18 protein-coding genes and 1 pseudogene are annotated in these 23,066 nt (G+C 67.6%); 13 read left to right on the top strand and 6 right to left on the bottom strand.

Annotation, left to right across the window (positions count from 1 at the left end):
- Window positions 1–149: 149 nt before the first annotated feature.
- Both AC1DNG_RS15185 and AC1DNG_RS15180 read left to right on the top strand, forming a co-directional pair.
- Window positions 150–974 carry an ABC transporter ATP-binding protein gene (locus AC1DNG_RS15185; RefSeq protein WP_476887684.1) on the top strand — a complete coding sequence of 275 codons (825 nt, stop codon included), beginning with the start codon at window positions 150–152 and terminating at the stop codon, window positions 972–974.
- Window positions 974–1,756, top strand: coding sequence for an ABC transporter permease (locus tag AC1DNG_RS15180; protein WP_476887683.1), 783 nt, complete (start codon window positions 974–976; stop codon window positions 1,754–1,756). Before AC1DNG_RS15185 ends, AC1DNG_RS15180 begins: the two co-directional genes overlap by 1 nt.
- Before the next feature lie 138 nt (window positions 1,757–1,894).
- On the opposite strand, the gene AC1DNG_RS15175 is transcribed toward AC1DNG_RS15180, so the two are convergent.
- A complete protein-coding gene (locus AC1DNG_RS15175) occupies window positions 1,895–3,349 on the bottom strand; it encodes an MFS transporter (protein ID WP_476874234.1) in 1,455 nt (484 codons plus the stop codon).
- A 157-nt stretch (window positions 3,350–3,506) separates the two neighbouring features.
- Between AC1DNG_RS15175 and AC1DNG_RS15170 the strand changes: the two genes are divergently transcribed.
- Both AC1DNG_RS15170 and AC1DNG_RS15165 read left to right on the top strand, forming a co-directional pair.
- Window positions 3,507–4,403, top strand: a complete 897-nt coding sequence (locus AC1DNG_RS15170; RefSeq protein WP_476887682.1) for a hydroxymethylpyrimidine/phosphomethylpyrimidine kinase — start codon at window positions 3,507–3,509, stop codon at window positions 4,401–4,403.
- A gap of 31 nt (window positions 4,404–4,434) precedes the next feature.
- Window positions 4,435–4,797, top strand: a complete 363-nt coding sequence (locus AC1DNG_RS15165; RefSeq protein ID WP_476850540.1) for an iron chaperone — start codon at window positions 4,435–4,437, stop codon at window positions 4,795–4,797.
- A 91-nt stretch (window positions 4,798–4,888) separates the two neighbouring features.
- Here AC1DNG_RS15165 and AC1DNG_RS15160 read toward each other — a convergent pair whose 3' ends face one another.
- From AC1DNG_RS15160 to AC1DNG_RS15150, 3 genes are all read right to left on the bottom strand, one after another.
- Complete coding sequence (locus AC1DNG_RS15160; RefSeq protein WP_476887681.1) at window positions 4,889–6,160, bottom strand: serpin family protein; 1,272 nt, start codon at window positions 6,158–6,160, stop codon at window positions 4,889–4,891.
- A gap of 107 nt (window positions 6,161–6,267) precedes the next feature.
- Entirely contained in the window at window positions 6,268–8,016 is a 1,749-nt protein-coding gene (locus AC1DNG_RS15155; RefSeq protein ID WP_476887680.1) for a pyruvate dehydrogenase, read from the bottom strand.
- Between the two features lie 237 nt (window positions 8,017–8,253).
- A complete protein-coding gene (locus tag AC1DNG_RS15150) occupies window positions 8,254–9,765 on the bottom strand; it encodes a helix-turn-helix domain-containing protein (RefSeq protein ID WP_476857832.1) in 1,512 nt (503 codons plus the stop codon).
- Between the two features lie 142 nt (window positions 9,766–9,907).
- Between AC1DNG_RS15150 and aceA the strand changes: the two genes are divergently transcribed.
- On the top strand, window positions 9,908–11,239 hold the full coding sequence (gene aceA / locus AC1DNG_RS15145; RefSeq protein ID WP_223914494.1) for an isocitrate lyase: 1,332 nt from the start codon (window positions 9,908–9,910) through the stop codon (window positions 11,237–11,239).
- Window positions 11,240–11,439: 200 nt separating this feature from the next.
- Window positions 11,440–13,104, top strand: a complete 1,665-nt coding sequence (aceB, locus tag AC1DNG_RS15140; protein WP_476887679.1) for a malate synthase A — start codon at window positions 11,440–11,442, stop codon at window positions 13,102–13,104.
- Window positions 13,105–13,321: 217 nt separating this feature from the next.
- On the opposite strand, the gene AC1DNG_RS15135 is transcribed toward aceB, so the two are convergent.
- Both AC1DNG_RS15135 and AC1DNG_RS15130 read right to left on the bottom strand, forming a co-directional pair.
- A complete protein-coding gene (locus tag AC1DNG_RS15135; RefSeq protein WP_079551766.1) occupies window positions 13,322–14,506 on the bottom strand; it encodes an MFS transporter in 1,185 nt (394 codons plus the stop codon).
- A gap of 138 nt (window positions 14,507–14,644) precedes the next feature.
- Window positions 14,645–15,856 carry an ROK family transcriptional regulator gene (locus tag AC1DNG_RS15130; RefSeq protein ID WP_476887678.1) on the bottom strand — a complete coding sequence of 404 codons (1,212 nt, stop codon included), beginning with the start codon at window positions 15,854–15,856 and terminating at the stop codon, window positions 14,645–14,647.
- Between the two features lie 255 nt (window positions 15,857–16,111).
- Here AC1DNG_RS15130 and AC1DNG_RS15125 point away from each other — a divergent pair, with 255 nt between their 5' ends.
- The 7 genes and pseudogenes from AC1DNG_RS15125 (at window position 16,112) to AC1DNG_RS15095 (ending at window position 23,059) form a co-directional block, all read left to right on the top strand.
- Entirely contained in the window at window positions 16,112–16,867 is a 756-nt protein-coding gene (locus tag AC1DNG_RS15125; protein ID WP_476887677.1) for a sugar phosphate isomerase/epimerase family protein, read from the top strand.
- On the top strand, window positions 16,864–18,006 hold the full coding sequence (locus AC1DNG_RS15120) for a Gfo/Idh/MocA family protein (RefSeq protein ID WP_476887676.1): 1,143 nt from the start codon (window positions 16,864–16,866) through the stop codon (window positions 18,004–18,006). Before AC1DNG_RS15125 ends, AC1DNG_RS15120 begins: the two co-directional genes overlap by 4 nt.
- A gap of 9 nt (window positions 18,007–18,015) precedes the next feature.
- A pseudogene (locus AC1DNG_RS15115) lies at window positions 18,016–19,037 on the top strand (Gfo/Idh/MocA family protein).
- 1 nt (window position 19,038) lies between these two features.
- A complete protein-coding gene (locus AC1DNG_RS15110) occupies window positions 19,039–20,034 on the top strand; it encodes a sugar phosphate isomerase/epimerase family protein (RefSeq protein ID WP_476887675.1) in 996 nt (331 codons plus the stop codon).
- Between the two features lie 472 nt (window positions 20,035–20,506).
- On the top strand, window positions 20,507–21,610 hold the full coding sequence (locus AC1DNG_RS15105; RefSeq protein WP_476850530.1) for a baeRF11 domain-containing protein: 1,104 nt from the start codon (window positions 20,507–20,509) through the stop codon (window positions 21,608–21,610).
- A 66-nt stretch (window positions 21,611–21,676) separates the two neighbouring features.
- Window positions 21,677–22,213: an N-acetyltransferase family protein gene (locus AC1DNG_RS15100; protein ID WP_476887674.1), complete on the top strand. Its 537-nt coding sequence runs from the start codon at window positions 21,677–21,679 to the stop codon at window positions 22,211–22,213.
- Between the two features lie 111 nt (window positions 22,214–22,324).
- Window positions 22,325–23,059, top strand: a complete 735-nt coding sequence (locus AC1DNG_RS15095; RefSeq protein WP_476850528.1) for a DsbA family oxidoreductase — start codon at window positions 22,325–22,327, stop codon at window positions 23,057–23,059.
- The last annotated feature ends 7 nt before the right edge of the window (window positions 23,060–23,066 follow it).

The following is a 23,066-nucleotide window of genomic DNA, read 5'->3' as shown; positions in this document are numbered from 1 at the left end:
GCTGTATTAGCACTGGACGGCCCCGGTAACACAAGCAGCCGGAACCGCCTCCATTCTCGCACCCGACGGTGCGGGAGCCTGATGCAGCCGCAGCTTCACCCTGTGAACGCTCCGGGCGTGGTGGCAGGATGGGGCCATGGAGGAGCCCCATGCCTGACTCCGCGGTTTCCACGCGCGCCCTCGTCAAGCGGTACCGCGACGTCACCGCCGTCGACTCGCTCAACCTTGACGTCCGCCGGGGCGAGATCTACGGGTTCCTCGGCAGGAACGGGGCGGGCAAAACGACCACAATCCGTATGATGCTCGGCCTGATCCGGCCGAGCAGCGGGGAGGTGACCGTCCTGGGCCAGCGCATCATCCCTGGCGAGACCGCTGTGTTCGCCCGCGTTGGCTTCCTCGTCGAGACCGCGACCGCCTACCCCAACCTCACCGTGCGCGAGAATCTGGACATCCAGCGCCGGCTCACCCGTTCGCCGCCGCGGTCGGTCGCCGACTCGATCACGCTGCTGCGCTTGGATCCTTATGCCGATCGGCGTGCCGGGCAGCTCTCGCTCGGCAACAAACAGCGTCTCGCTCTCGCCCGCGCGCTGCTGCACTCCCCCGAATTGCTCGTGCTCGACGAGCCCGCCAACGGCCTTGATCCGGCTGGCATTGTCGAGATCCGCGAGCTGCTCCGTTCGCTCGCCGACGGGCGCGGCGCCACCGTCTTCATGTCGAGCCACATCCTCGCCGAGGTCGCTCACTTGGCCGACCGCATCGGTATCGTCCACGACGGCCGTCTCATCGAGGAGTCGTCGCGCGACGAACTCGCCGCGAAGGCGCGCGCGTTCGCGACCGACGCCTACACCCCGGAAGAGCGCGAGCAGGCGCTGCTCACACTGGATCTGGAGCGCTACTTCCTGGCGCGGACGGGCGATGCGCGCGGTGCCGATGGCCGGAGGACCGGCGCTTCGTCCGAGGGCGGCGCGGTTTGATGTTCGGTCAGGTTCTTGGCACCGAGTTCATGAAGCTCCACCGTGCCAAGGCGACGTGGGCCACGCTGGCGGTGCTCGCGATCATGCCGCTCGGTATTGCGCTTTTCATGTGGATCGTGCGCGAACCGGGGCGGGCGGCCCAGCTGGGGCTTCTGGGTACCAAAGCGAGCCTTGCCGGGCTTGAGGCGACGTGGCTCCAATACTTCTACATGCTCACGCTGGTCTTCGGTGTCGGCGGGATGCTGCTGCTGACCTTCATCATCGCCTACCTGTTTGGCCGGGAGTACGGTGATGCCACCGCCAAGAACATGCTCGCGCTGCCCGTGGCCCGTCATTGGTTCGCCGTCGCCAAGCTGGCGGTCGCGGCCGTGTGGTGGATGGCGCTCATCGTCATAGTCCTCGTCGAGGCCATGGCGATCGGACTGGTGTTGGGGCTGCCGGGGTTCTCGGCAGAGTTGGCCGCGGCGGGAATCGCACACGTGCTCCTCGCTGCGACGATCTCATTCCTGCTCGCGCCAGTGGTCGCCTGGATCGCTGTGTGGAGCCGAGGCGAAGTGGCCCCCATCGCTTTCTCGCTCGTTATGCTGGCCCTGGGCAATCTGTTCGGCAAGACCGGCTGGGCGGAGTGGTTCCCTTATTCGATCGTCCCGCTGCTGATCGGCATGGTGGCCGATCCTGTCGGCTCGCTCCAGCCAGGCAGCTATGTTGTGCTCGCGGGAACGTTCGTGGCGGGCACCGCCGCAACGATCCTGCAGCTGCGGTTCGCAGACAACGCCCAATAGCGTGGGACCGGGCCGCCGTCGTTGTCGCCGTCCATTCGCTCCTTAGGCCGCGAGTTCGCTGGAAACGCGCCAAGTCGCCGTAAACATACGGCGACCCGGCGCGCTTCCGGCGAATTCGAGGACGGCTTGCGGCCTGCCCTAGCGGCGCGAGGCGTCGATGAGGTCCTTGTCCTCGTCCCTGCCGCCGTCGCCCGGACCACCAGCAGCCGCGTCCGGACCAGCAGCCGCCGTCCCCGCAGCCGCGTCCGGACCAGCGGCCGCCCAGGCGTGGCCCTGCTCGTGGTCCAGGTGCGTGGACTTCTTGTTCTTCAGCGCGAAGATGTAGACCAGCAGGGAGATGGCGATGGCCACGGTGACGTAGGTGAAGAACAGCTCTTCCTGCCCGGTCTTCTGCAGAGCAGCGCCGATGAGCGGGACGGTGCCGCCGAAGAGAGAGTTGGCGATCGCGTAGCCCAGGCCCACCCCGAGGGCGCGGATGGACGCGGGGAAGAGCTCGGCCTTCACTAGGGCGTTGATGGAGGTGTAGCCGCCCACGATCAGCAGACCGCCCATCATCAGCAGGAACGCGGTGATCGGATCCTTGGTCCCCGCGAGCGCGGACAGGAGCGGCCAGGTGAACAGGACGCCGGTGATGCCGAACCACAGCAGCAGCGGTTTGCGGCCGACCTTGTCCGAGATGATGCCGTAAACCGGCTGGAGCAGCATGAAGATGAACAGTGCCCAGAAGTTGATGACCGACGTGTCCGTCTTGGCGATGCCGGAGGTATCGTTCATGAACTTCAGGATGAAGTTGGTGTACGTGTAGAACGCCACCGTGCCGCCAAGGGTGATTCCGATGCAGATCATGAGCGGTTTCCAGTAGCTGGTGAACAGCAGCTTCATGGTCCCGGGCTGCGCCTGGCCTCCCACGGCAGGGGCCTTTGCGGCCTCAAGCTGTTCGGCCGAGACGGTTTCCTCCATGGAGCGCCGCAGCCAGAGGACCACCAGCGCGGCCACGCCGCCCACCGCGAACGGGATGCGCCAGCCCCACTCGGTCAGCTCAGCCTTGGGCATGGCGTTCTGCAAGACCACAAGGACCAGCAGTGCCAGCATCTGGCCGCCGACCAGGGTGACGTACTGGAAGCTGGAGAAGAAGCCGCGGCGCTTGGACGTCGCAGCCTCGGACATGTACGTGGCGCTGGTGCCGTACTCACCGCCCACGGAGAAGCCCTGGATCACGCGGAGGAGGACCAGCAGGATCAGGGCCCACAGGCCGATCACGTCCTGGGTGGGCAGCACCGCAATCGCGAAAGAGCCCGCAGACATCATGGTCACGCTCAGTGTCAACGCGGCTTTGCGGCCCTTGCGGTCGGCGTACCGGCCAAAGAACCAGGCACCGATCGGGCGCATCAGGAACGACGTCGAGAAGACGGCCATGGCCTCGAGGCCGGCCTGGAGCTCGTCCTTGGAGTTGAAGAAGTGCGCCTGGAAGTAGGCCGCGAACACGGTGTAGACGTAGAGGTCGTACCACTCGACAAGGTTGCCGGCCGAGCCTTTGAGGATGTTGCCGACGGCTTTCCGGGTCTGGGCCGCTTCGGTCAGTTGGGTGCTCATCAATGAACCTTCCTGGATCCGGCGCCGCCTGTAAGCAACACCGTCCGCCACCCTAGTCCGCGTGATCCGGAACACTCAGGTTTTGTTCATACTGTTCATGGAACGCTTGTTCATGAGCACAATGCGCGCGGTTTTGGCGGGATGGCAGGATGGGACCATGACTTCTACCGCATTCGATTCCACCGCCCTGGCGGATGGCGCTGCTGCTTCCGACACAGTTACCGAGCCCGCCTCCTCCCCCGCCGTCGCGCTGACCATCGCTGGCTCCGAAGCGACCGGCGGCGCCGGCGCGCAGGCTGACCTGAAGACGTTCCAGGAACTCGGCGTGTTCGGGATCGCGAACCTGACCTGCATCGTGTCCTTCGACCCCAAGGACAACTGGAACCACCGTTTTGTCCCGGTGGACCAGCAGGTCATCGCGGACCAGCTGGAAGCGACGACGGCGGCCTACGGTGCCGCGTCCGGCGCACCGGCCGTGCTGGACACCGTCAAGATCGGCATGCTGGGCAGCCCGGCGACGATTTCGACCGTGGCCGCGGCGCTGGCGGCCGGGCAGTTCGCCAACGTGGTGCTGGATCCGGTGCTGATCTGCAAGGGCCAGGAGCCGGGCCACGCCCTGGACACCGACCAGGCGCTCAAGTCCCACATCCTGCCGCTGGCCACCTTCGTCACGCCCAACCATTTCGAGGCCGAGTCGCTCTCCGGGCTGGAGATCAGCGACGTCGAGTCCCTCAAGGCCGCCGCGGTCCGCATCCATGAGCTCAGCGGCGCCGCGGTGCTCGCCAAGGGCGGCGTGCGGCTCGAAGGCCCCGACGCCGTCGACGTCTACTACGACGGCGAAACCCTGGAAGTCCTGTCCGCCCCGAAGGTGGGCGAGGTGGCAGTCTCCGGCGCCGGGTGCTCTTTGGCCGCGGCGGTGACGGCCGAGCTCGCCAAGGGTGCGACGCCGCTGGCCGCCGCCCGGACGGCGAAGGCGTTTGTGACCGCCGGCATCCGGAACCGTGTGGCCTCGGGCGCGCCGTTCGACGCCTTGTGGCAGGGCGGCCCGCGCTAACTCGTTGCTGGGATCGTTGGAGGGAACGGCAATGGCACAGCACTTTGAGTCCGTGGAGGAATACATCGCCTCGTTTCCTGCTGACGTGCAGGAGGCGCTGCAGGAGATCCGGCGATGCTGCCATGCGGCGGTACCCGGATCAGGGGAGATGATCAGTTACGGCATCCCGACGATCACGCTCGGGGGCAGATACGTCGTATATTTCGCGGGCTGGGCGCACCACATCTCCGTCTACCCCGTGCCCGACGGCGACGAATCGCTGAGCACGGAACTCGCCCCCTACCGCGCCGCGAAGGGCACCCTGAAGTTCCCGTTGCGGAAGCCTGTCCCGTACGAGCTGATTGGAAAAGTGGCGGCGGCCCTGGCACAAGAGCGCCGGAGCGGGACGCCCTAAGCCGTCGAGTTCGCCGGAGTCCCTCCAGTTCGCCGGAAGTTTACGGCGAACTGGAGGGCTTCCGGCGATGTGGGTCCCGGTAGGCCGCCCCTCAGCGCGGGTCCGCGACCTTCCCCATGAAGATCGGGAGCCCGGTTTCGGTGTGCACGACCTGGTAGAGGAACGGCCGGTCGAAGTCGATGGTTTGGTCCGGGAGGGGCGGCACCCCGGTCACGGCGCCGTTGATCTGCGTCACGGCGGCGGCCACCGTTCCCTTCTCGGCAACGGTGATGTTGGCGGCCTGGGCGGCCTGCGTGAGCGTCAGCTTCGGCTGGATGGCGTCGAAGTCTTCGGTGGTGACCAGGGTCCTGGCCAGCCCCAGCGCTTCAAATACCTTCCGCAGGTCGAAGGTGCTCTTGTGGTCCCACTTGGGCAGGGAGATCAGTGCGGAGACCTCCGGGGCCGTGTCCAGGGCCGCCGCAATTGCCGTCAGCTTGGCCGCCGTGAGGCTCTCCGGCCCAACGCCAGGACCGGGCAGCACCAGCCGCATGGCAAAACCTTCTGCGTACGGCAGCTCGACCGCCCGCCAGCCAGGGCCCTCCGCATAGGCCAGCTGCAGCGAGTTGTACATGGTCGGCAAGCTGATTTCCTCGCCACCGGACTTCGTGAAGGGGCTGTCCGAGGTGTCGTTCGGGTCGAAAGGCGACTGCCATGCCGCGGCGAAGTACAGGGCATTGAGGAGGCTGAACGTGTTGTCGCGATCGTACTCCGCGGGTGCTTTCTTGATCCGGCCGCCCGTGTTCCGGTCCACCCAGGCATCCAGGGCCGGCCCCGTGGCGGCCTCATCCCGGAAGTCCACGGGGTACACCCCGGTGCCGTAGTGCCGGGCAAGGGTTTCCAGGTAGTTCTTTCCGGTTGGTACGTCCTTGTCCACAAACAGACCGTTGGCCGCATGCATGACCGGCTTCCGGGGCGGGTCCTTTTCGTCGACCGAGCCGGGATCACCGTCGTACGCAGCCAGGGACTCGAGCAGGGCGTTCATGGCCTCATCCCGGTTGCCGTCCGGGAGCCCCAGCATCTGGTCCATTTCGACGGCGGTCTCCCCGGACGCCCCTGCCCGCAGCATGGCGAGCGCGATCAGCAGGCTGCCGGGGGACGACACCACGTTCCCTTCGGCCCCTTCACCGCCGTCGGCCAGCAGCGCGGCTCCCAACGTCAGGGCGGAGGCCCGGAATGCCTGAAATTCGGCAGCGTACGCGGCGCGGTCCACCGGCACCCGTTCGACGCCGTCGGCCTTCACAAGCCCTGGTACCGGGGGCGCACAAGCCGTGAGCACGGCGATGGTTCCCGCCGCCACAATTTTCGCCATGCGGTGATCTTTCATGGCCACCCCCTTCGCCTCGATTGGTGCGCAGTTCGCCGGAATGTCTCCAGTTCGCCGGACATGTCCGGCGAGCCGGGCAGCTTCCGGCGAACTCGCCGGGCCCGCCCCTAGCGCCGCGGGACGTTCCGCAGGTTGCTCCGTGCCATACTGACGGCCTCGCCGGCGCCCCGGTTCAGGACCACTTTGGACATGGCCGTGGCGAAGCCCAGGACCTGCGCGCCCTTGATCTTCGGCGGGAGGGACAGCGCCTTGGGGTCCGTGATGAGCTCCACCAGCGACGGGCCGGGGTGGGCGAAGGCTTCCCGGTACGCGGCCTCGATGCGGGACGGATCCGTGACGCGCTCGGCGTGGAAGCCCAGGGCCCGGGCAACGTCCGCGTAGTTGGCGTCCGGGACGTCGACGCCGAAGTCCGGGAGCCCGTCCACCAGCATTTCGAGTTTCACCATGCCCAGGGTGGAGTTGTTGAAGACCACCACGTTCACGGGCAGCCGGTGCGCGGCGACCGTAATGAGCTCGCCCAGCAGCATCGACAGGCCGCCGTCGCCGGAGACCGAAACCACCTGCCGGCCGGGGTATGCCAGCTGGGCGCCGATCGCGTGCGGCAGCGCGTTGGCCATGGACCCGTGCAGGTACGAGCCGATCAGCCGGCGGGTGCCCAGCGGGTTGATGTACCGGGCGGTCCAGACATTGCACATGCCGGTGTCCGCCGTGAAAATCGCGTCCCTCGCCGCCACCTGGTCCAGCAGCGAGGCCGCATATTCCGGGTGGATCGGCTGTTTCGTCCCGACGTTGCGGGTATACGCCCCCACGGCCTTGTTCATGAGCCGGTCGTGTTTCTTCAGCATCGCATCCAGGAAACGGCGGCTCTTCTTGGCCGTGACCAACGGCATGAGGGCGGCAAGGGTGGGGAGGACGTCGCCGTGCACTGCGACGTCGACGTCGGTCCGCCGCCCCAGTTTGTGCGCGGCCCGGTCCACCTGCGCCGTCCGGGTTCCGGGAAGGAACTGGTCGTACGGGAAGTCCGTGCCCAGCAGGATCAGCAGGTCCGCGTCCTCGATGCCCTCGGCCGCGGCGCCGTAACCCAGCAACCCGGTCATGCCGATGTCATAGGCGTTGTCATACTGCATGAAGTCTTTGCCGCGGAGGCTGTGGCCGATCGGCGCCGCGATCAGCCCGGCGAGCGCAATCACCTCGTCGTGGGCGCCCTCGGCGCCGGCACCAGCAAAGATGGCCACCTTGCCGGCGGCGTTGATGGCGTCGGCCAGTTCCTGCACACTCGCGGGGTCCGGCATCAGCGTCGCCGGCCGGAAGGTCGCCGGGGCCGGCGTTTCGGCCGTCGCCTCCAGGCCGGCGATGTCACCGGGAAGGGTCACGACGGCGACGCCCCTGAGGCCGACGGCGTGCTGGATGGCGCTGTGCATGACGCGGGGCGCCTGCTCCGCGGTGCTGATCAGCTCGGAGTAGACCGAGCACTCGTTGAAGAGCCGGTCGGGGTGGGTTTCCTGGAAGAAACTGCTGCCGATCTGCTTGCTGGGGATGTGAGAGGCGATGGCCAGCACCGGCGCCCCGGAACGGTTGGCGTCGTACAGGCCGTTGATCAGGTGCAGGTTGCCGGGTCCGCAGGAGCCGGCGCACACCGCGAGCCGGCCGGTCAGCTGGGCTTCCGCCGCCGCGGCGAAGGCGGCCGCCTCCTCATGCCGGACATGGATCCAGTCGATCCCGCCCTGTTGCGAGCCGCCGGTCTTGCGGACGGCGTCGACAATCGGGTTGAGGCTGTCCCCCACAATCCCGTAGATCCGCTGCACGCCGGCAGCCTGGAGTTGTTCGATGAGCTGGGTGGCAAGTTCCTTGGCCATGGGCGCACGCTCCCGCGAGATGGATCGATGAGCTGACACAGGCCAATATAGTCCGCCCGCCTGCCAGCCGCCCCCCACGGAACGCTCCCTCAGCTTTGGCAACCGATCGCCGAACGCTCCCTCGCCTGATCTGAGGGAGCGCCGGGGGGCTTCGGGCCGGATCTGAGGGAGCGTCCCGCCAAAAACCGCAGGACCTGGGGGAGCGTCTGGGAAAATCCTGCAGAAGCTGCGGAAGGGTCAGTTCCCCGAGTGCGCCTGCAGGAAGGAGTAGACCTCTGTCTCGTCCACGCCCGGGAAGGCGCCCGGCGGCATGGCCGCCAGCAGGTGGGAGTGGGCCCGGGCCGAGGGCCAGGCGTTCCCGGCCCACTCGGCGGTCAGCGACGCCGGCGGGCGGCGGCAGCAGCTTTCGTCCGGGCAGGTGGACTTGGACCGCTCGGTGGTGTCGCGGCCGCGGAACCACTTCACGTGCGCATACGGGACACCCACGGACAGGGAGAACTCCCCGTTCGCGGAGCGTTCCGTCCGGGCCGTGCACCAGTACGTCCCGGCCGGGGTGTCCGTGTACTGGTTGTAGGCGCTGAACTTGTCCGGGACGTCGAACACCACCCGGGACGTCCAGTTCCGGCACGAGAACTGACCCTCGATGGCGCCGGTGTGGTCCTGCGGGAACGTCACGCCGTCGTTCTCGTAGGCCTTGTAGATGATGCCGCTCTTGTGCGTCTTCTGGAAGTGCGTGCGGATGCCCAGGTGCTGGGTGGCCAGGTTGGTGAAGCGGTGCGCGGCGGTCTCGTAGGACACCGCGAAGGCATCCCGGATGTCCTCGACCGCGATTTCCTTGGCCTGCTTGGCCTCCTGCAGGAATGCCACGGTGGCCTGCTCGGGCAGCAGCAGCGCGGCGGCGAAGTAGTTCGTGGCCACGCGCTGCATCAGGAAATCGCCGTAGTTGTTCGGCGTCTGGTGGCCCAGGACGTAATGGCCCAGCGCCTGCAGCAGCACCGAACGGGGGTCGTGATCGCTGCGGGCGTTCTGCGTGAGATAAATTCGGCGGTTCTTAAGATCAGTCACCGAACGCGTGGAATGAGGGAGATCACCCACATGGTGGAGGCTGAATCCGAGATGCCCGGCGATGTCCGAAATGACGTGGTGGGACAGCGGACCGCTGGTGTGGCCCACCGAGGCCAGGACCTTCTGCGCCTCGGCCTCATACTCGGGGAAATAGTTGTTCCTCTCGCGCATCATCGCGCGCAGTTCACCGTTCGCGCGGCGGGCCTCCTCCGGCGTCGCGACCTGCTCATTGAGCCGGCGTTCAAGCTCATGCTGCAGGCCCACCATGGACTCCAGCACATCCATCGGAAGCCGCGAACTGATGCGGATCTTGGGCAGATTCAGGGACTCATAGATGGGGCTGCGCTGGTACCGTTCCAGCTCGATCTCCAGCGCCGCACGCCGGTTGGGCGGCTCCGCGCCGAGCAGTTCGTCGATGCTCACCCCGAGTGCCGCTGCAAGCTGCTGGAGCAGACCAAGCTTGGGCTCGCGTTTGCCGTTTTCCATCAGGCTCAGCTGGCTGGGGGCCGTCCCGACGGCGGCACTCAGGTCGTCGAGCGTGAGCCCTGCCGCCTTGCGCAGATGCCGGACGCGCCGGCCCAGGCTGATGACATCCACCTCCGGCGCTGCGGGCGCGGACGACGCAAGGGCTTGGCGGTTCCAGCTGGTTGAGTGCATTTCTTGAGAATACGCGAAGAAGTGCATTTCTTTCCATCGTTTTGGTCTAGAAACCCCTTGGAAAGTGCAGAAAAGTAGAACTCACGGAAAGATTCACTATCCGGGAACAACCAGCCAGGATCTGCAGAGACGCAGACTGACCGGCCCCGGACCCACCAAGGAGACAAAGATGACTGCAGCATTTGAGCCCACCCAGCAGACGCCCGAGCAGCAGGCCGCCGCACTGGAGCTCGAGTGGGCCGCCAACCCCCGCTGGGAAGGTGTGACCCGGGACTACAAGGCCTCCGACGTCGTCCGCCTCCGCGGCCGCGTCTCCGAAGAACACACCCTCGCCCGGCGCGGCTCCGAAAAGCTGTGGAAGCAGCTCACCGAAGAGCACAAGACCGGCGGCTACACCAACGCCCTCGGCGCCCTGACCGGCAACCAGGCCGTGCAGCAGGTCAAGGCCGGCCTCCGCGCCATCTACCTCTCCGGCTGGCAGGTCGCCGCGGACGCCAACAACTCCGGCCACACCTACCCGGACCAGTCGCTCTACCCCGCCAATTCCGTTCCCACGGTGGTCCGGCGCATCAACAACGCCCTGCTCCGCGCGGACCAGATCGAGTTCTCCGAGGGCATCCAGACCGTCGAGGACTGGATGGTCCCGATCGTGGCCGACGCCGAAGCCGGCTTCGGCGGCCCGCTCAACGCCTACGAGCTCATGAAGTCGATGATCCAGGCCGGTGCCGCGGGCGTGCACTGGGAAGACCAGCTCGCCTCGGAAAAGAAGTGCGGCCACCTCGGCGGCAAGGTCCTGATCCCCACCCAGCAGCACGTCCGGACGCTGAACGCGGCCCGGCTCGCCGCCGACGTCGCCGGTACCCCGTCGGTCATCATCGCCCGCACCGACGCCGAGGCGGCCACCCTGATCACCTCCGACGTCGACGAGCGTGACCAGGAATTCATCCTCCGCGAAGGCGGCCAGCCGGTCCGCACCCCGGAGGGCTTCTACAAGGTCCGCAACGGGATCGAACCCTGCATCGCCCGCGCCAAGGCCTACGCCCCGTACTCCGACCTCATCTGGATGGAGACGGGCACCCCGGACCTGGAACTGGCCCGCAAATTCGCGGAATCCGTCAAGGCCGAGTTCCCGGACCAGATGCTCTCCTACAACTGCTCGCCGTCGTTCAACTGGCGCAAGCACCTCGATGACGCCACGATCGCGAAGTTCCAGCGCGAACTCGGCGCCATGGGCTTCACCTTCCAGTTCATCACCCTGGCCGGCTTCCACGCCCTGAACTACTCGATGTTCGACCTCGCCCACGGCTACGCCCGGGAAGGCATGAGCGCGTACGTCGAGCTGCAGGAGAAGGAATTCGCCTCCGAGTCCCGCGGCTACACCGCCACCAAGCACCAGCGCGAAGTCGGCACCGGCTACTTCGACGACATCGCCACCGCGCTCAACCCGAACGCATCCACCCTGGCCCTGGTGGGATCCACCGAAGAAGGCCAGTTCCACTAGAACTCACGACGGCGGCAGTTCCGCCAGCGGACCGAACGCTCCTCCGCGTGCTATTCCCCATTGCCGCCTTCGCCATTGCCCACCTCGGCGGGGCGGCAACGGGGCCCCTTTTACGCACGCTTCCGGTGCATCCGGCCCGCCGTCTTCAGCGCACGTCACCACCCGCCGTCGAACTTTTGCTTCTCCAAGGAGAGATTGAGATGAACAGCTTCACTGACAACTTCACTATCAACGGGATCACGTTGACCGCGCAGCCGATTTGCCGGCAGAGCGAGGTCCTCACGCCGGACGCGCTGGCGTTTGTTGCCAAGCTGCACAAGGCCACGGCAGGGCCCCGTCGGGAGCTGCTGCAGGCACGGCAGGAACGCCGCCAGCAGATCTCCAAGGGCCAGGACCCGCGGTTCCTGCGCGAGACCGAGTCCGTCCGCAACGACCCGAACTGGCGCGTCGCTCCCCCGGCCCCGGGCCTGGAGGACCGCCGCGTGGAAATCACCGGGCCGGTCGACAAGAAGATGACGATCAATGCGCTGAATTCCGGCGCCAAGGTGTGGCTCGCGGACATGGAGGACTCCTCCACGCCGTCCTGGCGCAACGTGATCCAGGGCCAGCTGAACCTCACCGATGCGCTGGAGCGCCGGATCGACTTCACTTCCCCGGAGGGCAAGGAGTACAAGCTGCGCCCGGCCGGGGAACTGCCCACAGTCGTGGTCCGCCCCCGCGGCTGGCACCTGCCGGAAAAGCACATGCTCATCGATGGCACGCCTATTGCCGGCGGGATCGTGGATTTTGGCTTGTACTTCTTCCACAACGCCCGCCGCCTGATCGCCCAGGGCAAAGGTCCGTACTTCTACCTGCCGAAGATCGAGAGCCACCTCGAGGCCCGGCTGTGGAACGACATCTTCATCATGGCGCAGGACCTGCTGGGTATCCCGCAGGGCACCATCCGCGCGACCGTGCTGATCGAGACCATCACCGCGGCGTTCGAAATGGAGGAGATCCTCTACGAACTCCGGGACCACGCCGCGGGCCTGAACGCCGGCCGCTGGGACTACATCTTCTCCCTGATCAAGAACTTCCGCACCCGGGGACCGCGCTTCGTGCTCCCGGACCGCGGCCAGGTCACTATGACCCAGCCGTTCATGCGCGCCTACACGGAGCAGCTGGTCCGGGCCTGCCACAAGCGCGGCGCCATGGCGATCGGCGGCATGGCCGCCGCCGTCCCCAACCGCAAGGATGCGGACGCCAACGCGATCGCCTTCGAGAAGGTCCGCGCGGACAAGACCCGTGAGGCGAACGACGGCTTCGACGGCTCCTGGGTGGCGCACCCGGACCTGGTGCCGGTCTGCCGCGAGGTGTTCGACGCCGTCCTCGGCGAGCGTCCGAACCAGCTCGAGCGCCTCCGCGAGGACGTCACCGCGGACGACCGCGCGCTCCTGGACATCTCCGCGACCACCGGAACCATCACTGAGCAGGGGATCCGGAACAACATCGAAGTGGGGATCCGCTACATCGAGTCGTGGCTGCGCGGCAACGGCGCGGTGGCCATTCACAACCTGATGGAGGACGCCGCCACCGCGGAAATCTCCCGCTCGCAGCTGTGGCAGTGGATCTTCGCCCGGGCCATCACTGACCACGGCGACGTGATCACCCGGGAGTGGGTGGAGGACATGCTGGACGAGGAATTCGCCAAGCTGGAGCGCTTCGAAGGAGACCGTTTCGCCGACGCGCGGGACATCTTCGAGGAAGTCACCCTCAGCAGCGAGTTCCCGGCCTTCCTGACGCTGCCGGCCTACGACCGCTTCCTGCATGAAGCGCGCGACGGCGCCGACGTCGCCAGCGGGGACCCCGCACTGGTTCCGGCGTAGGACTCCGGGTCCCGGGCAACCGGGTCCGCACAGATTTCCGTTGGCTGGGCTGCCGGGCCCTTCGCAACAGGCACCCCGAAATCCGGGTGGCAGTCCAGCAACGGAAAATCCCCCCGTACTCGACAACGGCGTCGGTACGACAGGTAAGGCCCATGTTCCCCGCGAACATGGGCCTTATCTGTCGTCGCGATTGACATCACCCCGGCGCGACAGCGAATCAGTGGGGCTTCGGCACCCGCCGCAGTGACAGGGAGGTGCCCAGGATGAACGCGGCCACCGAGCACAGGATCATCAGCAGCGGGCCGGTCCAGGCGCCGGTGGTCCCGTGGACGTAGCCCAGCAGGGTCGGCGCCACTGCCCCGAAGGAGTATCCTGTCCCCTGGACGACGGCGGACATCCGGGCCGCCGAGGCCTGGTCCCGCGCCAGCCGGATAATGGCCAGGAAGATCAGCGTGATGCCGCCGCCCTGGGCCACACCGCCGAAGGAACACCACAGCCACCACAGCTCCGGTGCCAGCAGCAGGCCCACGGGTACGGTGAGCCACAGCAGCCCCAGGGCGAGGCCCACAGCCGTCGTACTGGCGAACCGGGCCGCCAGCGGCACGCCCAGTCCGCCCACAATGGCCAGGATCTGGAAGAGCGAGGACCCTGCCCCGGCGGCTGCGGGCGCCATGCCGAGTTCGTCCGAGAGCAGGCTCGGCAGCCAGGCAGTCACTCCGTAGTAGGAGAACGCCTGCCCGGCGAACCCGAAGGTCAGCGCTGCCGTGATCCACCGGGAGGTGAGCTTCCCGGGCCGCCGCGGGTCCGCCGCAGTGACGGCGGCCGGAATAAAGGCCCGCCGGCCAACCGCGATCACCCACACGGCGGCGGCCGCCACCGCGAACAGGCCACTGGCGGCAATCGCGGGCCGCCAGCCCAGGAGTTCAGCCAGCGGCGCCGACACCATGGAGGTCAGGAACGAGCCGATGTTCAGTGCCGCGGTGTAGGTGCCCATTGCCGCGCCTTGCCGGGCGGGGGTGAAGTCACGGCGGATGATCAGCGGGACCACGATGTTGCCGATCGTAATGGCGACGCCGAGGATCACCGTGCCCAGCATGACCAGGGCACCCCCGCCGGCCGAGCGGACCACGACGCCGAAGAGCACCCCGAGCAGGGTCAGGGTGATGGCGAATTCTGGCCCCAACTTGCGCCCGGCCAGCGAGGCCAGGGGCGCGGCCAGGGCAAAGCACAGGACCGGGATGCCGGTCAGGAATCCCAATTCCACCGGGGTGAACCCGAGATCGTCCTCCAGTTGGGCGATCACCGGCGCCACCGCCACCAACGGGCCGCGCATGTTCAGCGCGATCAGCCCGATCGCGAGCATGAGGAGCCAGCCGCGCGGCGCCCGGGCCACGCTGCTCATGGGGCGGCCCGTAGCCCGGCGGCCGGGCAGAAATATGATTTCATCAGTCCCCATTGCTATCACGGGCCCCGGCCGCGCCTTCGGAATGTGACGCTTTCCGGGACACCCCTGCCGGGCGCGCCGCTTTCCGGGACACCCCTAGCCCGTGGCCTGCAGGGTCGCCTCAATGACCGCGGGTGAGAGCACATGCTGCGTGACCATCTGGCTGGCGCCGAGGATCGCGGCCTGGTCACCGGCCCGGGACACGCCGATCCGCAGGTGCGCCGTGGCCAGCGGCAGCGAGCGCCGGTAGACCACCTCGCGGACGCCGGCCATCAGATGCTCCCCGGCCTGGCCGAGGCTTCCGCCGATCACAATCACCGAGGGGTTCAGCAGGTTAACGACCATGGAGAGGACGTCGCCGAGGTCCCTGCCGGCCTGCCGCAGCGCCTGGATGGCCTGCAGGTTCCCTTCGGCGACCAGGCGCAACACATCGCCGCCGTCGTGCGCCGGCAGGCCCTGCCGCGTCAGCGCCTTGGCGACGGCGGGCCCGGACGCAAGGGCTTCGAGGCACCCGTAGTTGCCGCAACGGCACAGCACGTCATCGCCACGCGGAACCCGGACGTGTCCGAGGTCGCCGGCCGTCCCGTTGGCTCCGCGCTGGAGCTGGCCGCTGCTGATGATGCCCGCCCCGATGCCGGTGGCCACCTTGATGAACAGGAAGTTTTCGTCGTCAGGCCAGTGCGCCGTGCGCTCCCCCAGCGCCATGATGTTCACGTCGTTGTCCACCAGGACCGGCACCGGAAGGGACCGCTGGACGTGGCGGACGACGTCGAACCCGTCCCAGCCGGGCATGATTGGCGGCTTCACCGGCATGCCTGTGGCGTGTTCCACGGGCCCCGGGAGCCCGATGCCGGCGCCGGCCAGGTCCCCAATTCCCCGGCCGGCCCCGCCGAGCAGCTGCAGCCCTTCCTCGATCACCCGGTCCAAGACAACCACCGGGCCGTCGGCGACATCCTGCGCCAGCTGGCGCTCCGCGAGCACCGTCCCGCCGAGGTCCGTGACGGCGATGATCACGTGGGTGGCCCCGACATCCACCGCCAGGACGACGCGGGCCGCCGGGTTGAAGGCAAAGCGCGACGGCGGGCGGCCGCCGCTGGAGCTCGCCTCCCCGGCGGGGCCGACGAGCCCGGAGACCATCAGCGCGTCGATGCGGGAAGCGACAGTGGACCGGGCGAGCCCGGTGGTCAGGGCCAGCTCCGCGCGGGTCCGGGCCTTGCCGTCGCGCAGGAGCTGGAAGAGGTCTCCGGCGCGGGACAGGCTGCCGCCGGCCTCGGGGGTTGCGGGCTCGGTGCCGGTGGGCGTACTCATGAGTAAGTGATAGCACGAAGATCTTCTGCATGTCACGCTTCACAAAGATTGACACGTAGTTTCCAACTTTTGCTTGACGCCCGGCAAAAGTCTCCCTAGTTTGGAGCCATCGTGTTCCTCCGCTCCAGACAAATCATCTCGCTGCCCATGGGCGTGCAGTCCTTCTTCGCGCAGAATCAAACGGAATGGACGCCCCTTCCCGCCGTCAGGGCTGACCCTCACACCTTCGAAGCCGAACTCGTGCAAAGGAATCCCGTGTCTTATTCAATCCAGCTGTACACCCTCCGCAACGCCCTCCAGGAAGACTTGCCCGGCACCATCAAAAAGGTCGCCGAACTCGGTTTCACCCAGGTTGAGCCCTACAACTTCGTCGCTACGGCCGCCGAGCTCGGCGCTGCCCTGAAGGAGAACGGCCTGACCGCCCCGTCCGGCCATGCCCCGCTGCTGAGCCAGGACCAGGACGAAATCTTCGCCGCGGCCAAGGTGTTGGGCATCACCACGGTGATCGACCCCTACCTCCCGGCCGAGCACTGGCAGTCCGCCGAGGACATCCAGGCCACCGCAGCGAGGCTCAACGCCGCCGCCAAGAAGGGCGCCGGGTACGGCATCCGCGTCGGCTACCACAACCACGCCTGGGAGCTGGAGTCCAGCATCGAGGGCCAGACCGCCCTGGAGTACTTCGAGGGACTCCTGGACCCGGAACTCGTCCTGGAAGTGGACACCTACTGGGCCGCCGTCGGCGGCCAGGACCCGGTGCAACTGCTGCAGCGCCTCGGCGACAGGGTCAGATTCATCCACATCAAGGACGGCCCCGTCTCCACGGACACCAAGGCGCAGCAGCCGGCCGGGCAGGGCAAGATCGCCGTGCGGGACGTCATCGCCGCGGCGCAGTCCCTCGAAGTCGGGGTCGTGGAATTCGACGACTACTCCGGCGACATCTTCGACGGCATCGCCCAGAGCCTGGGCTACCTGCAAAGCGGTTCCGCCGGCGCGAAGGGCGTGAACGCATGAGCGCCGCACCGAACCGTGTAGCAGCGAACCGTGCCGCCGGCCGCGGCCCCGTGGGCGTCGCCGTCATCGGCGCCGGCAACATCAGCAAGCAGTACCTGGACAACCTGACCGTCTTCCCCGACCTTAAGGTCCACGTGATCGCCGACCTCTTCGAGGAGGCGGCCGGGGCGCGGGCCAAGGAATACGGCATCCCGGAGTGGGGCGGGGTGGACGCCGCCCTGAACCACCCCGACGTCGAAATCATCGTCAACCTGACCATCCCGGCCGCGCACGTGGAAGTGGCCACGGCCGCCGTCGATGCCGGCAAACACGTCTGGACGGAAAAGCCGTTCTCGCTGGACCGCGATTCCGGCCTGGGCCTGCTGAAAACGGCCGACGCCGCGGGGCTGCGGCTGGGCTGCGCCCCGGATACGTTCCTGGGCGCCGGGCTGCAGACTGCCCGGCGGCTGATCGAACGTGGCGACATCGGCACCCCGCTGACGGCCATGACCACGTTCCAGACGCCCGGGCCGGAATCGTGGCACCCCAACCCCGCGTTCCTCTTCCAGCACGGCGCCGGGCCGCTGTTCGACATGGGCCCGTACTACCTCACGGCCCTGGTGCAGACGTTCGGCTCCGTGCGCCGTGTGGCCGCGACCGGGTCCAAGGCAAAGGAGGTCCGGGTCATCGGTTCCGGCCCCAAGGCCGGCGAGGAATTCACGGTCGAGGTCCCCACCCACGTCTCCGCCATGGCCCAGTTCGAGTCCGGCGCGTCCTCCCACAGCGTGTTCAGCTTCGAGTCCCCGCGGCTGCGGATGGGCTTCGTGGAGATCACCGGGACCGAGGCCACCATCTCGCTGCCCGATCCAAACTACTTCGACGGCGACATCAGGCTCTGGCGCGCCGGCGACGAGGAATGGACCGTTATTCCGGCCACCGGCCCCAGCCAGGGCCGCGGCATGGGCGTGCTGGACATGGCACGCTCCATCCGCGCCGGCGTTCCGCACCGCGCCACCGGCAACCTCGCCTACCACGTCCTGGACACCATGGTCTCGATCTCCGAGTCGGTCGATTCGGGCACGTTCATCGATGTGGAAAGCTCCGCGCCCACCTCCGCAGCCCTCCCCGAGGACTGGGACCCCACCGCTTCCACACTCTAGGGACCAGCAATGAATTCCCACGAAACCACCCCCGGCCCCGCCGCCGGTTCACGTTTGGGTGTGGCCATGATCGGGTACGCGTTCATGGGCAAGGCCCACTCGAACGCCTGGCGGAATGTTGCCAGCTACTTCGACGTCCCGGCGTTCGAACGGCGCGTCCTGGTCGAAAACCGCTGGCCAACACCCTCGCCGAGGCCGAGGCCATGGCGGAGGCGGCCCGGACCGCGCGGGGGCAAGGCGTGCAGTCCATGATCGGCTTCAACTACCGCCGGGTCCCGGCCCTGGCGCTGGCCCGGGAGCTGATCGCGGAGGGCCGGCTCGGCGCCGTCCGGCACGTCCGGGCCGCCTACCTGCAGGACTGGCTCGTGGACCCGGAGTCGCCCATGACGTGGCGGCTAAACAAGGACACCGCCGGGTCCGGGGCGCTGGGCGACATTGCCAGCCACGCGATCGACCAGGTGCTGTTCCTCCTGGGCGAGCCGGTCACCGAGGTCTCCGGCCGGCTGCACACTTTCACGCCGCGACGCCCGGGCGCTGCCGGGCTGGAGGAGGTGACGGTCGACGACGCCGCCTGGGCCACGCTGACCCTCGCCTCCGGGGCCATCGCCTCGGTGGAGGTCTCCCGGGTGGCCGCCGGGCGGAAGAACTCGCTCACGCTGGAGATCTATGGCGACAAGGGAGCCCTGCTCTTCGATCTGGAGGACCTGAACGAGCTCGGCTTCCTGGACGCCACAGTGCCGGTCCGCGAACAGGGCTTCCGCCGGATCCTCGTCAACGAACCCGAGCACCCGTACCTTGAAGCATGGTGGCCGCAGGGCCACGTGATCGGCTGGGAACACACGTTCACGCACGAGATCCGCGACTTCCTCACCGCGGTGGGCAACGGAACCCAGCCGTCGCCGTCGTTCGAGGACGGCCTGAGCGTCCAGCGGATCCTCGCCGCCGTGGAGGAAAGCACCGCGGCCAAAAGTTCACTCATCCAGCTCACCCCGTCCGCACGGACCACCCAAACGATTACCGAAGGAACCTGACATGCCCCGCCCGTACACCCTGTTCACCGGCCAGTGGGCCGACCTGCCCTTCGAGGAAGTCGCCCGCCTGGCCTCCGGCTGGGGCTACGACGGCCTGGAAATCGCCGTGTCCGGCGACCACCTGGACGCCTGGCGCTGGGACGAACCCGGCTACGTCGAATCCAAGCTGGCCGTGCTGGAGAAGTACAACCTCAAGGTCTGGGCCATCTCCAACCACCTCAAGGGCCAGGCGGTGTGCGATGACCCGATCGACTTCCGGCACGAGGCGATCGTCGGGGCCAGGGTCTGGGGCGACGGCGAGCCCGAAGGCGTCCGCCAACGCGCCGCAGAGGAAATGAAACACACCGCCCGGCTCGCCAAAGCCCTCGGCGTCGACACCGTGGTCGGGTTCACCGGATCCTCCATCTGGCAGTACGTCGCGATGTTCCCGCCCGTGCCGGAAAAGGTCATCGAGGCCGGCTACCAGGACTTCGCCGACCGCTGGAACCCCATCCTGGACGTGTTCGACGAAAACGGTGTCCGCTTCGCACACGAGGTCCACCCCTCCGAGATCGCCTACGACTACTGGACCACCGTCCGCACCCTCGAGGCGATCGGGCACCGCGAGGCCTTCGGCCTGAACTGGGACCCCTCCCACTTCATGTGGCAGGGCATCGACCCCGTCTCCTTCATCTGGGACTTCAAGGACCGGATCTACCACGTGGACTGCAAGGACACGAAGCTGCGCCCCACCGGCCGGAACACCGTGCTGGGCTCGCACCTGCCCTGGGGCGACCCGCGCCGTGGCTGGGACTTCGTCTCCGCCGGCCGCGGCGACGTGCCCTGGGAATCGTCCTTCCGCGCCCTGGCCGCGATCGGCTACGACGGCCCCATCTCGATCGAGTGGGAAGACGCGGGCATGGACCGGCTCCACGGCGCCCCCGAAGCCCTCGCCGCGCTGAAGAAGTTCGACTTCCCGGCCTCGAAAACCTCCTTCGACGCCGCGTTCAAGCAGTAGCGGGGCACGCCACAGGGTCCGGATCCGCTAGGTTTCCGGACAGACGCGGCGAAACCGGTCCGGCGCACCGCGGATCCGCGCTGCGCCGGACCGATTCCGTGGCCCTGGTCCGATTCCGTAGCGAAACTCATCCGTCCACAGCTGTCATCACTTGGAGCCTCGAGTGCCGGAACTCCCGGAAAACACCATCGCACCGCGGGAACTTCAGCACGGTCACCGCTGCGAGGTCTGGATCGCGTCCGTCACCGGTGAGCGCGAGCTGGCGTTCCCCGCCGGGGACGTGCTCCTTGAGGCGCCGAACACCTCCCGAGTGCAAGTTCCGCCGACTGTTGACATGGGACTCCGAGCGGTCCGATGCTGAGCTGATCCGGTATTGCTTCCCCCTCGGTGCGGCTTTGCGCATCGAGCAGGTGCAGGAACATTCCCCCTCCTCGTGCGACCCAGCCGAGAGATAGCAAAAAGGAGCACCCCCATGCACATCGACATGCCGACCCGGGACGACGTGGAACGGCTGGCCGCAGCGCGCGATCCACACAGCGTCACCGTGTATCTTTCGACGAGCAGCGTCCCTGCCCATTCGGAGGACAATCAGTCCAGAGCCCGGTCCTTGTTCAGTTCCGCCGTCGCACAGCTCCGCGAAGCGGGAAGCAACGACGCGGTCGTCGCGATAGAAACGTTTCTCGACGAGCTGCTGGGATCCCCGGAATTCTGGTTTGAGATGGGGCGGAGCCTGGCCATCTTCGTGACGCCGACTTCGATTCTCGAGTTCCGTTTGCCCAACGATCTCGAAGACCACGTGAGCGTGGCCGATCGTTTCGCCATCACACCGCTGCTCCGTGCCCTCACCTTCCCCAACGCGGCGCTCGTGCTCGCCATCTCCCAGAACGGGGCACGGCTCATCGAGGTCACGGCGGACCGACCGGCCGAAGAGGTCACGGTACCGGGCATGCCACAGGGTGCAGCCAGTGCCGTCGGGCTCGAATCGATCGGCGGCCGCTCCCACTTCGGGCGGCTGCATGGCGACGAGGGACGAAAGGTACGGCTAGCCCAGTACGCCCGTTCCGTCGACCACGTACTTCGTCCATTGTTGAACGGGCAGTCCCTGCCGCTGGTGATCGCTGCGACGGAGCCGCTCGCGAGCATCTACCGCAACCTCGCCGGATACGCCCACCTCGCGTCCGAGGGCATCGAGGGGAACCCCGATGAACTGACCCCGGCCCAATTGGCGGAAGCGGCGCGTGGCGTACTTGACCGGATCTATGCGGCCGATCTTGTTGCCCTGCAAACGACGTTTGAAGAGCGTCGCCCCAGCGGCCGCGGCACCGCCGACCTCAGCGACTTGGCGCGGGCCGCCGCCTTCGGCGCCATTGCGACGCTCGCCGTGGACATGGATGCCAGTGTCAAAGGTGCTGTCGGAGACGACGGCGCGCTCACCCTTGACGGTGACACCGGACAGGACGTGGTCGAGGAAATCGCCCGTCGGGCCCTCGGCTCGGGCGCCCGGGTCTTCGCCGTGCGCCGATCCGACATGCCGGAAAATGTGGAGGCCGTCGGAATCCTCCGCTACGCCATCTGATATGTAGCCCCCAACCACGCCAGTTCTTGTTGATGCCCGGGCCCCGCCGCGGGCTAGGGTTTAGCTATGACGCACCGGATCCGGACAGCAACCGCGGACGACGCCGGGAAGCTGGCCGCACTCGCGGCCGTCACCTTCCCGCTCGCGTGCCCGCCGGAGTCCCGGCCGGAGGACATCGCGGCCCACCTCGCCAATACCCTGAGCGAGGCCAATTTCCGGGCCTATCTGGCAGATCCGGAGGTCACGGTGCTGGTGATCGACGCCGACGGTGACCTCCGCGGTTACAGCCTGCTGATGGCCGGCCCTACCCGGGATCCGGACGTAGCCGCGGTCCTGAGCGAATTGCCGTGCACCGAGCTCAGCAAGTGCTACGTCCATCCCGAGCACCACGGACTCGGCGCCTCGGCCGAACTGATGCACGCCAGCATCGGCGCGGCTGCGGAAGCCGGCGCCCGCGGGCTCTGGCTCGGCGTGAACAGCCAAAACGCCCGCGCCATCCGGTTCTACGAAAAGTCCGGCTTCCGCAAGGTCGGCACCAAGTCCTTCCAGCTCGGCAACACCGTGGAGCACGACTTCGTGATGGAGCGCCCAGTCGCGCCGTGAGGCCGCGGGCGCCGGCCGGCCCTCAGCCGGGAGGACCCTTAGCCGTGGGGCCGTGACGAAGCCGACAGGCCGCCGGGGAATGGACCCGGCGGGGGCGCGGTTGTTGCGGGCATGAAGATTGAGATCTGGTCCGACGTCGCCTGCCCCTGGTGCTACATCGGCAAACGCCGTTTCGAAACCGCCCTCGCGGCCTTCCCGCACCGCGATTCCGTGGAGGTGCAGTGGCGCAGCTACCAGCTGGACCCCACGCTCCCGGAGCACTACGACGGCACCGAACTGGACTACCTGAGCACGCGCAAGGGCATGGCGCCGGCGCAGGTATCGCAGATGTTCGAGCACGTCGCGGCCCAGGCCAAGGGCGAGGGGCTGAACTACCGGTTCGACGCCGTCGTGGTCGCCAACAGCTTCACGGCCCACCGGCTGATCCACCTCGCCGCCGCCCACGGCCAGCAGGACGTCGCGAAGGAACGCCTGCTCAGCGACCACTTCGAGCATGGCAAGGACATCGGCAGCCAGGACTACCTGACCGCCCTGGGCCTGGACCTCGGACTCGACGCCGGCGAACTGGCGGAACTGTTCAGCACCGAGGCCTACGCCGACGCCGTCCGCAACGACATCGCCGAGGCCCGCGCCCTGGGCATCAGCGGCGTCCCGTTCTTCGTGATCGACCGGAAGTTCGGACTCTCCGGTGCCCAACCCGCCGAAACCTTCACCGCCGCCCTCGAGCAGGCGTGGCAGGACAGCCACCCGCTAGTCATGGTGGGCGCCGGCGCGGAGGCTGCGGACGCCACCACCGATTCCCCCGCGGAATCCGGCGCCTGCGGCCCGGACGGCTGCCCCGTCTGAGCCCGGC

Source organism: Arthrobacter sp. 01T425 (assembly GCF_056398725.1).
This window is presented reverse-complemented; position numbering and strand designations above follow the sequence as displayed.

Excerpts from the sequence above, each read along its gene's own strand:
- AC1DNG_RS15150 (WP_476857832.1), bottom strand. The coding sequence starts at position 9,765 with ATGCACTTCTTCGCGTATTCTCAAGAAATGCACTCAACCAGCTGGAAC.
- AC1DNG_RS15155 (WP_476887680.1), bottom strand. The coding sequence starts at position 8,016 with ATGGCCAAGGAACTTGCCACCCAGCTCATCGAACAACTCCAGGCTGCC.
- AC1DNG_RS15180 (WP_476887683.1), top strand. The coding sequence starts at position 974 with ATGTTCGGTCAGGTTCTTGGCACCGAGTTCATGAAGCTCCACCGTGCC.
- AC1DNG_RS15170 (WP_476887682.1), top strand. The coding sequence starts at position 3,507 with ATGACTTCTACCGCATTCGATTCCACCGCCCTGGCGGATGGCGCTGCT.
- aceA (WP_223914494.1), top strand. The coding sequence starts at position 9,908 with ATGACTGCAGCATTTGAGCCCACCCAGCAGACGCCCGAGCAGCAGGCC.
- AC1DNG_RS15100 (WP_476887674.1), top strand. The coding sequence starts at position 21,677 with ATGACGCACCGGATCCGGACAGCAACCGCGGACGACGCCGGGAAGCTG.
- AC1DNG_RS15160 (WP_476887681.1), bottom strand. The coding sequence starts at position 6,160 with ATGAAAGATCACCGCATGGCGAAAATTGTGGCGGCGGGAACCATCGCC.
- AC1DNG_RS15185 (WP_476887684.1), top strand. The coding sequence starts at position 150 with ATGCCTGACTCCGCGGTTTCCACGCGCGCCCTCGTCAAGCGGTACCGC.
- AC1DNG_RS15175 (WP_476874234.1), bottom strand. The coding sequence starts at position 3,349 with ATGAGCACCCAACTGACCGAAGCGGCCCAGACCCGGAAAGCCGTCGGC.
- aceB (WP_476887679.1), top strand. The coding sequence starts at position 11,440 with ATGAACAGCTTCACTGACAACTTCACTATCAACGGGATCACGTTGACC.
- AC1DNG_RS15105 (WP_476850530.1), top strand. The coding sequence starts at position 20,507 with ATGCACATCGACATGCCGACCCGGGACGACGTGGAACGGCTGGCCGCA.
- AC1DNG_RS15165 (WP_476850540.1), top strand. The coding sequence starts at position 4,435 with ATGGCACAGCACTTTGAGTCCGTGGAGGAATACATCGCCTCGTTTCCT.
- AC1DNG_RS15130 (WP_476887678.1), bottom strand. The coding sequence starts at position 15,856 with ATGAGTACGCCCACCGGCACCGAGCCCGCAACCCCCGAGGCCGGCGGC.
- AC1DNG_RS15110 (WP_476887675.1), top strand. The coding sequence starts at position 19,039 with ATGCCCCGCCCGTACACCCTGTTCACCGGCCAGTGGGCCGACCTGCCC.
- AC1DNG_RS15120 (WP_476887676.1), top strand. The coding sequence starts at position 16,864 with ATGAGCGCCGCACCGAACCGTGTAGCAGCGAACCGTGCCGCCGGCCGC.
- AC1DNG_RS15135 (WP_079551766.1), bottom strand. The coding sequence starts at position 14,506 with ATGAGCAGCGTGGCCCGGGCGCCGCGCGGCTGGCTCCTCATGCTCGCG.
- AC1DNG_RS15095 (WP_476850528.1), top strand. The coding sequence starts at position 22,325 with ATGAAGATTGAGATCTGGTCCGACGTCGCCTGCCCCTGGTGCTACATC.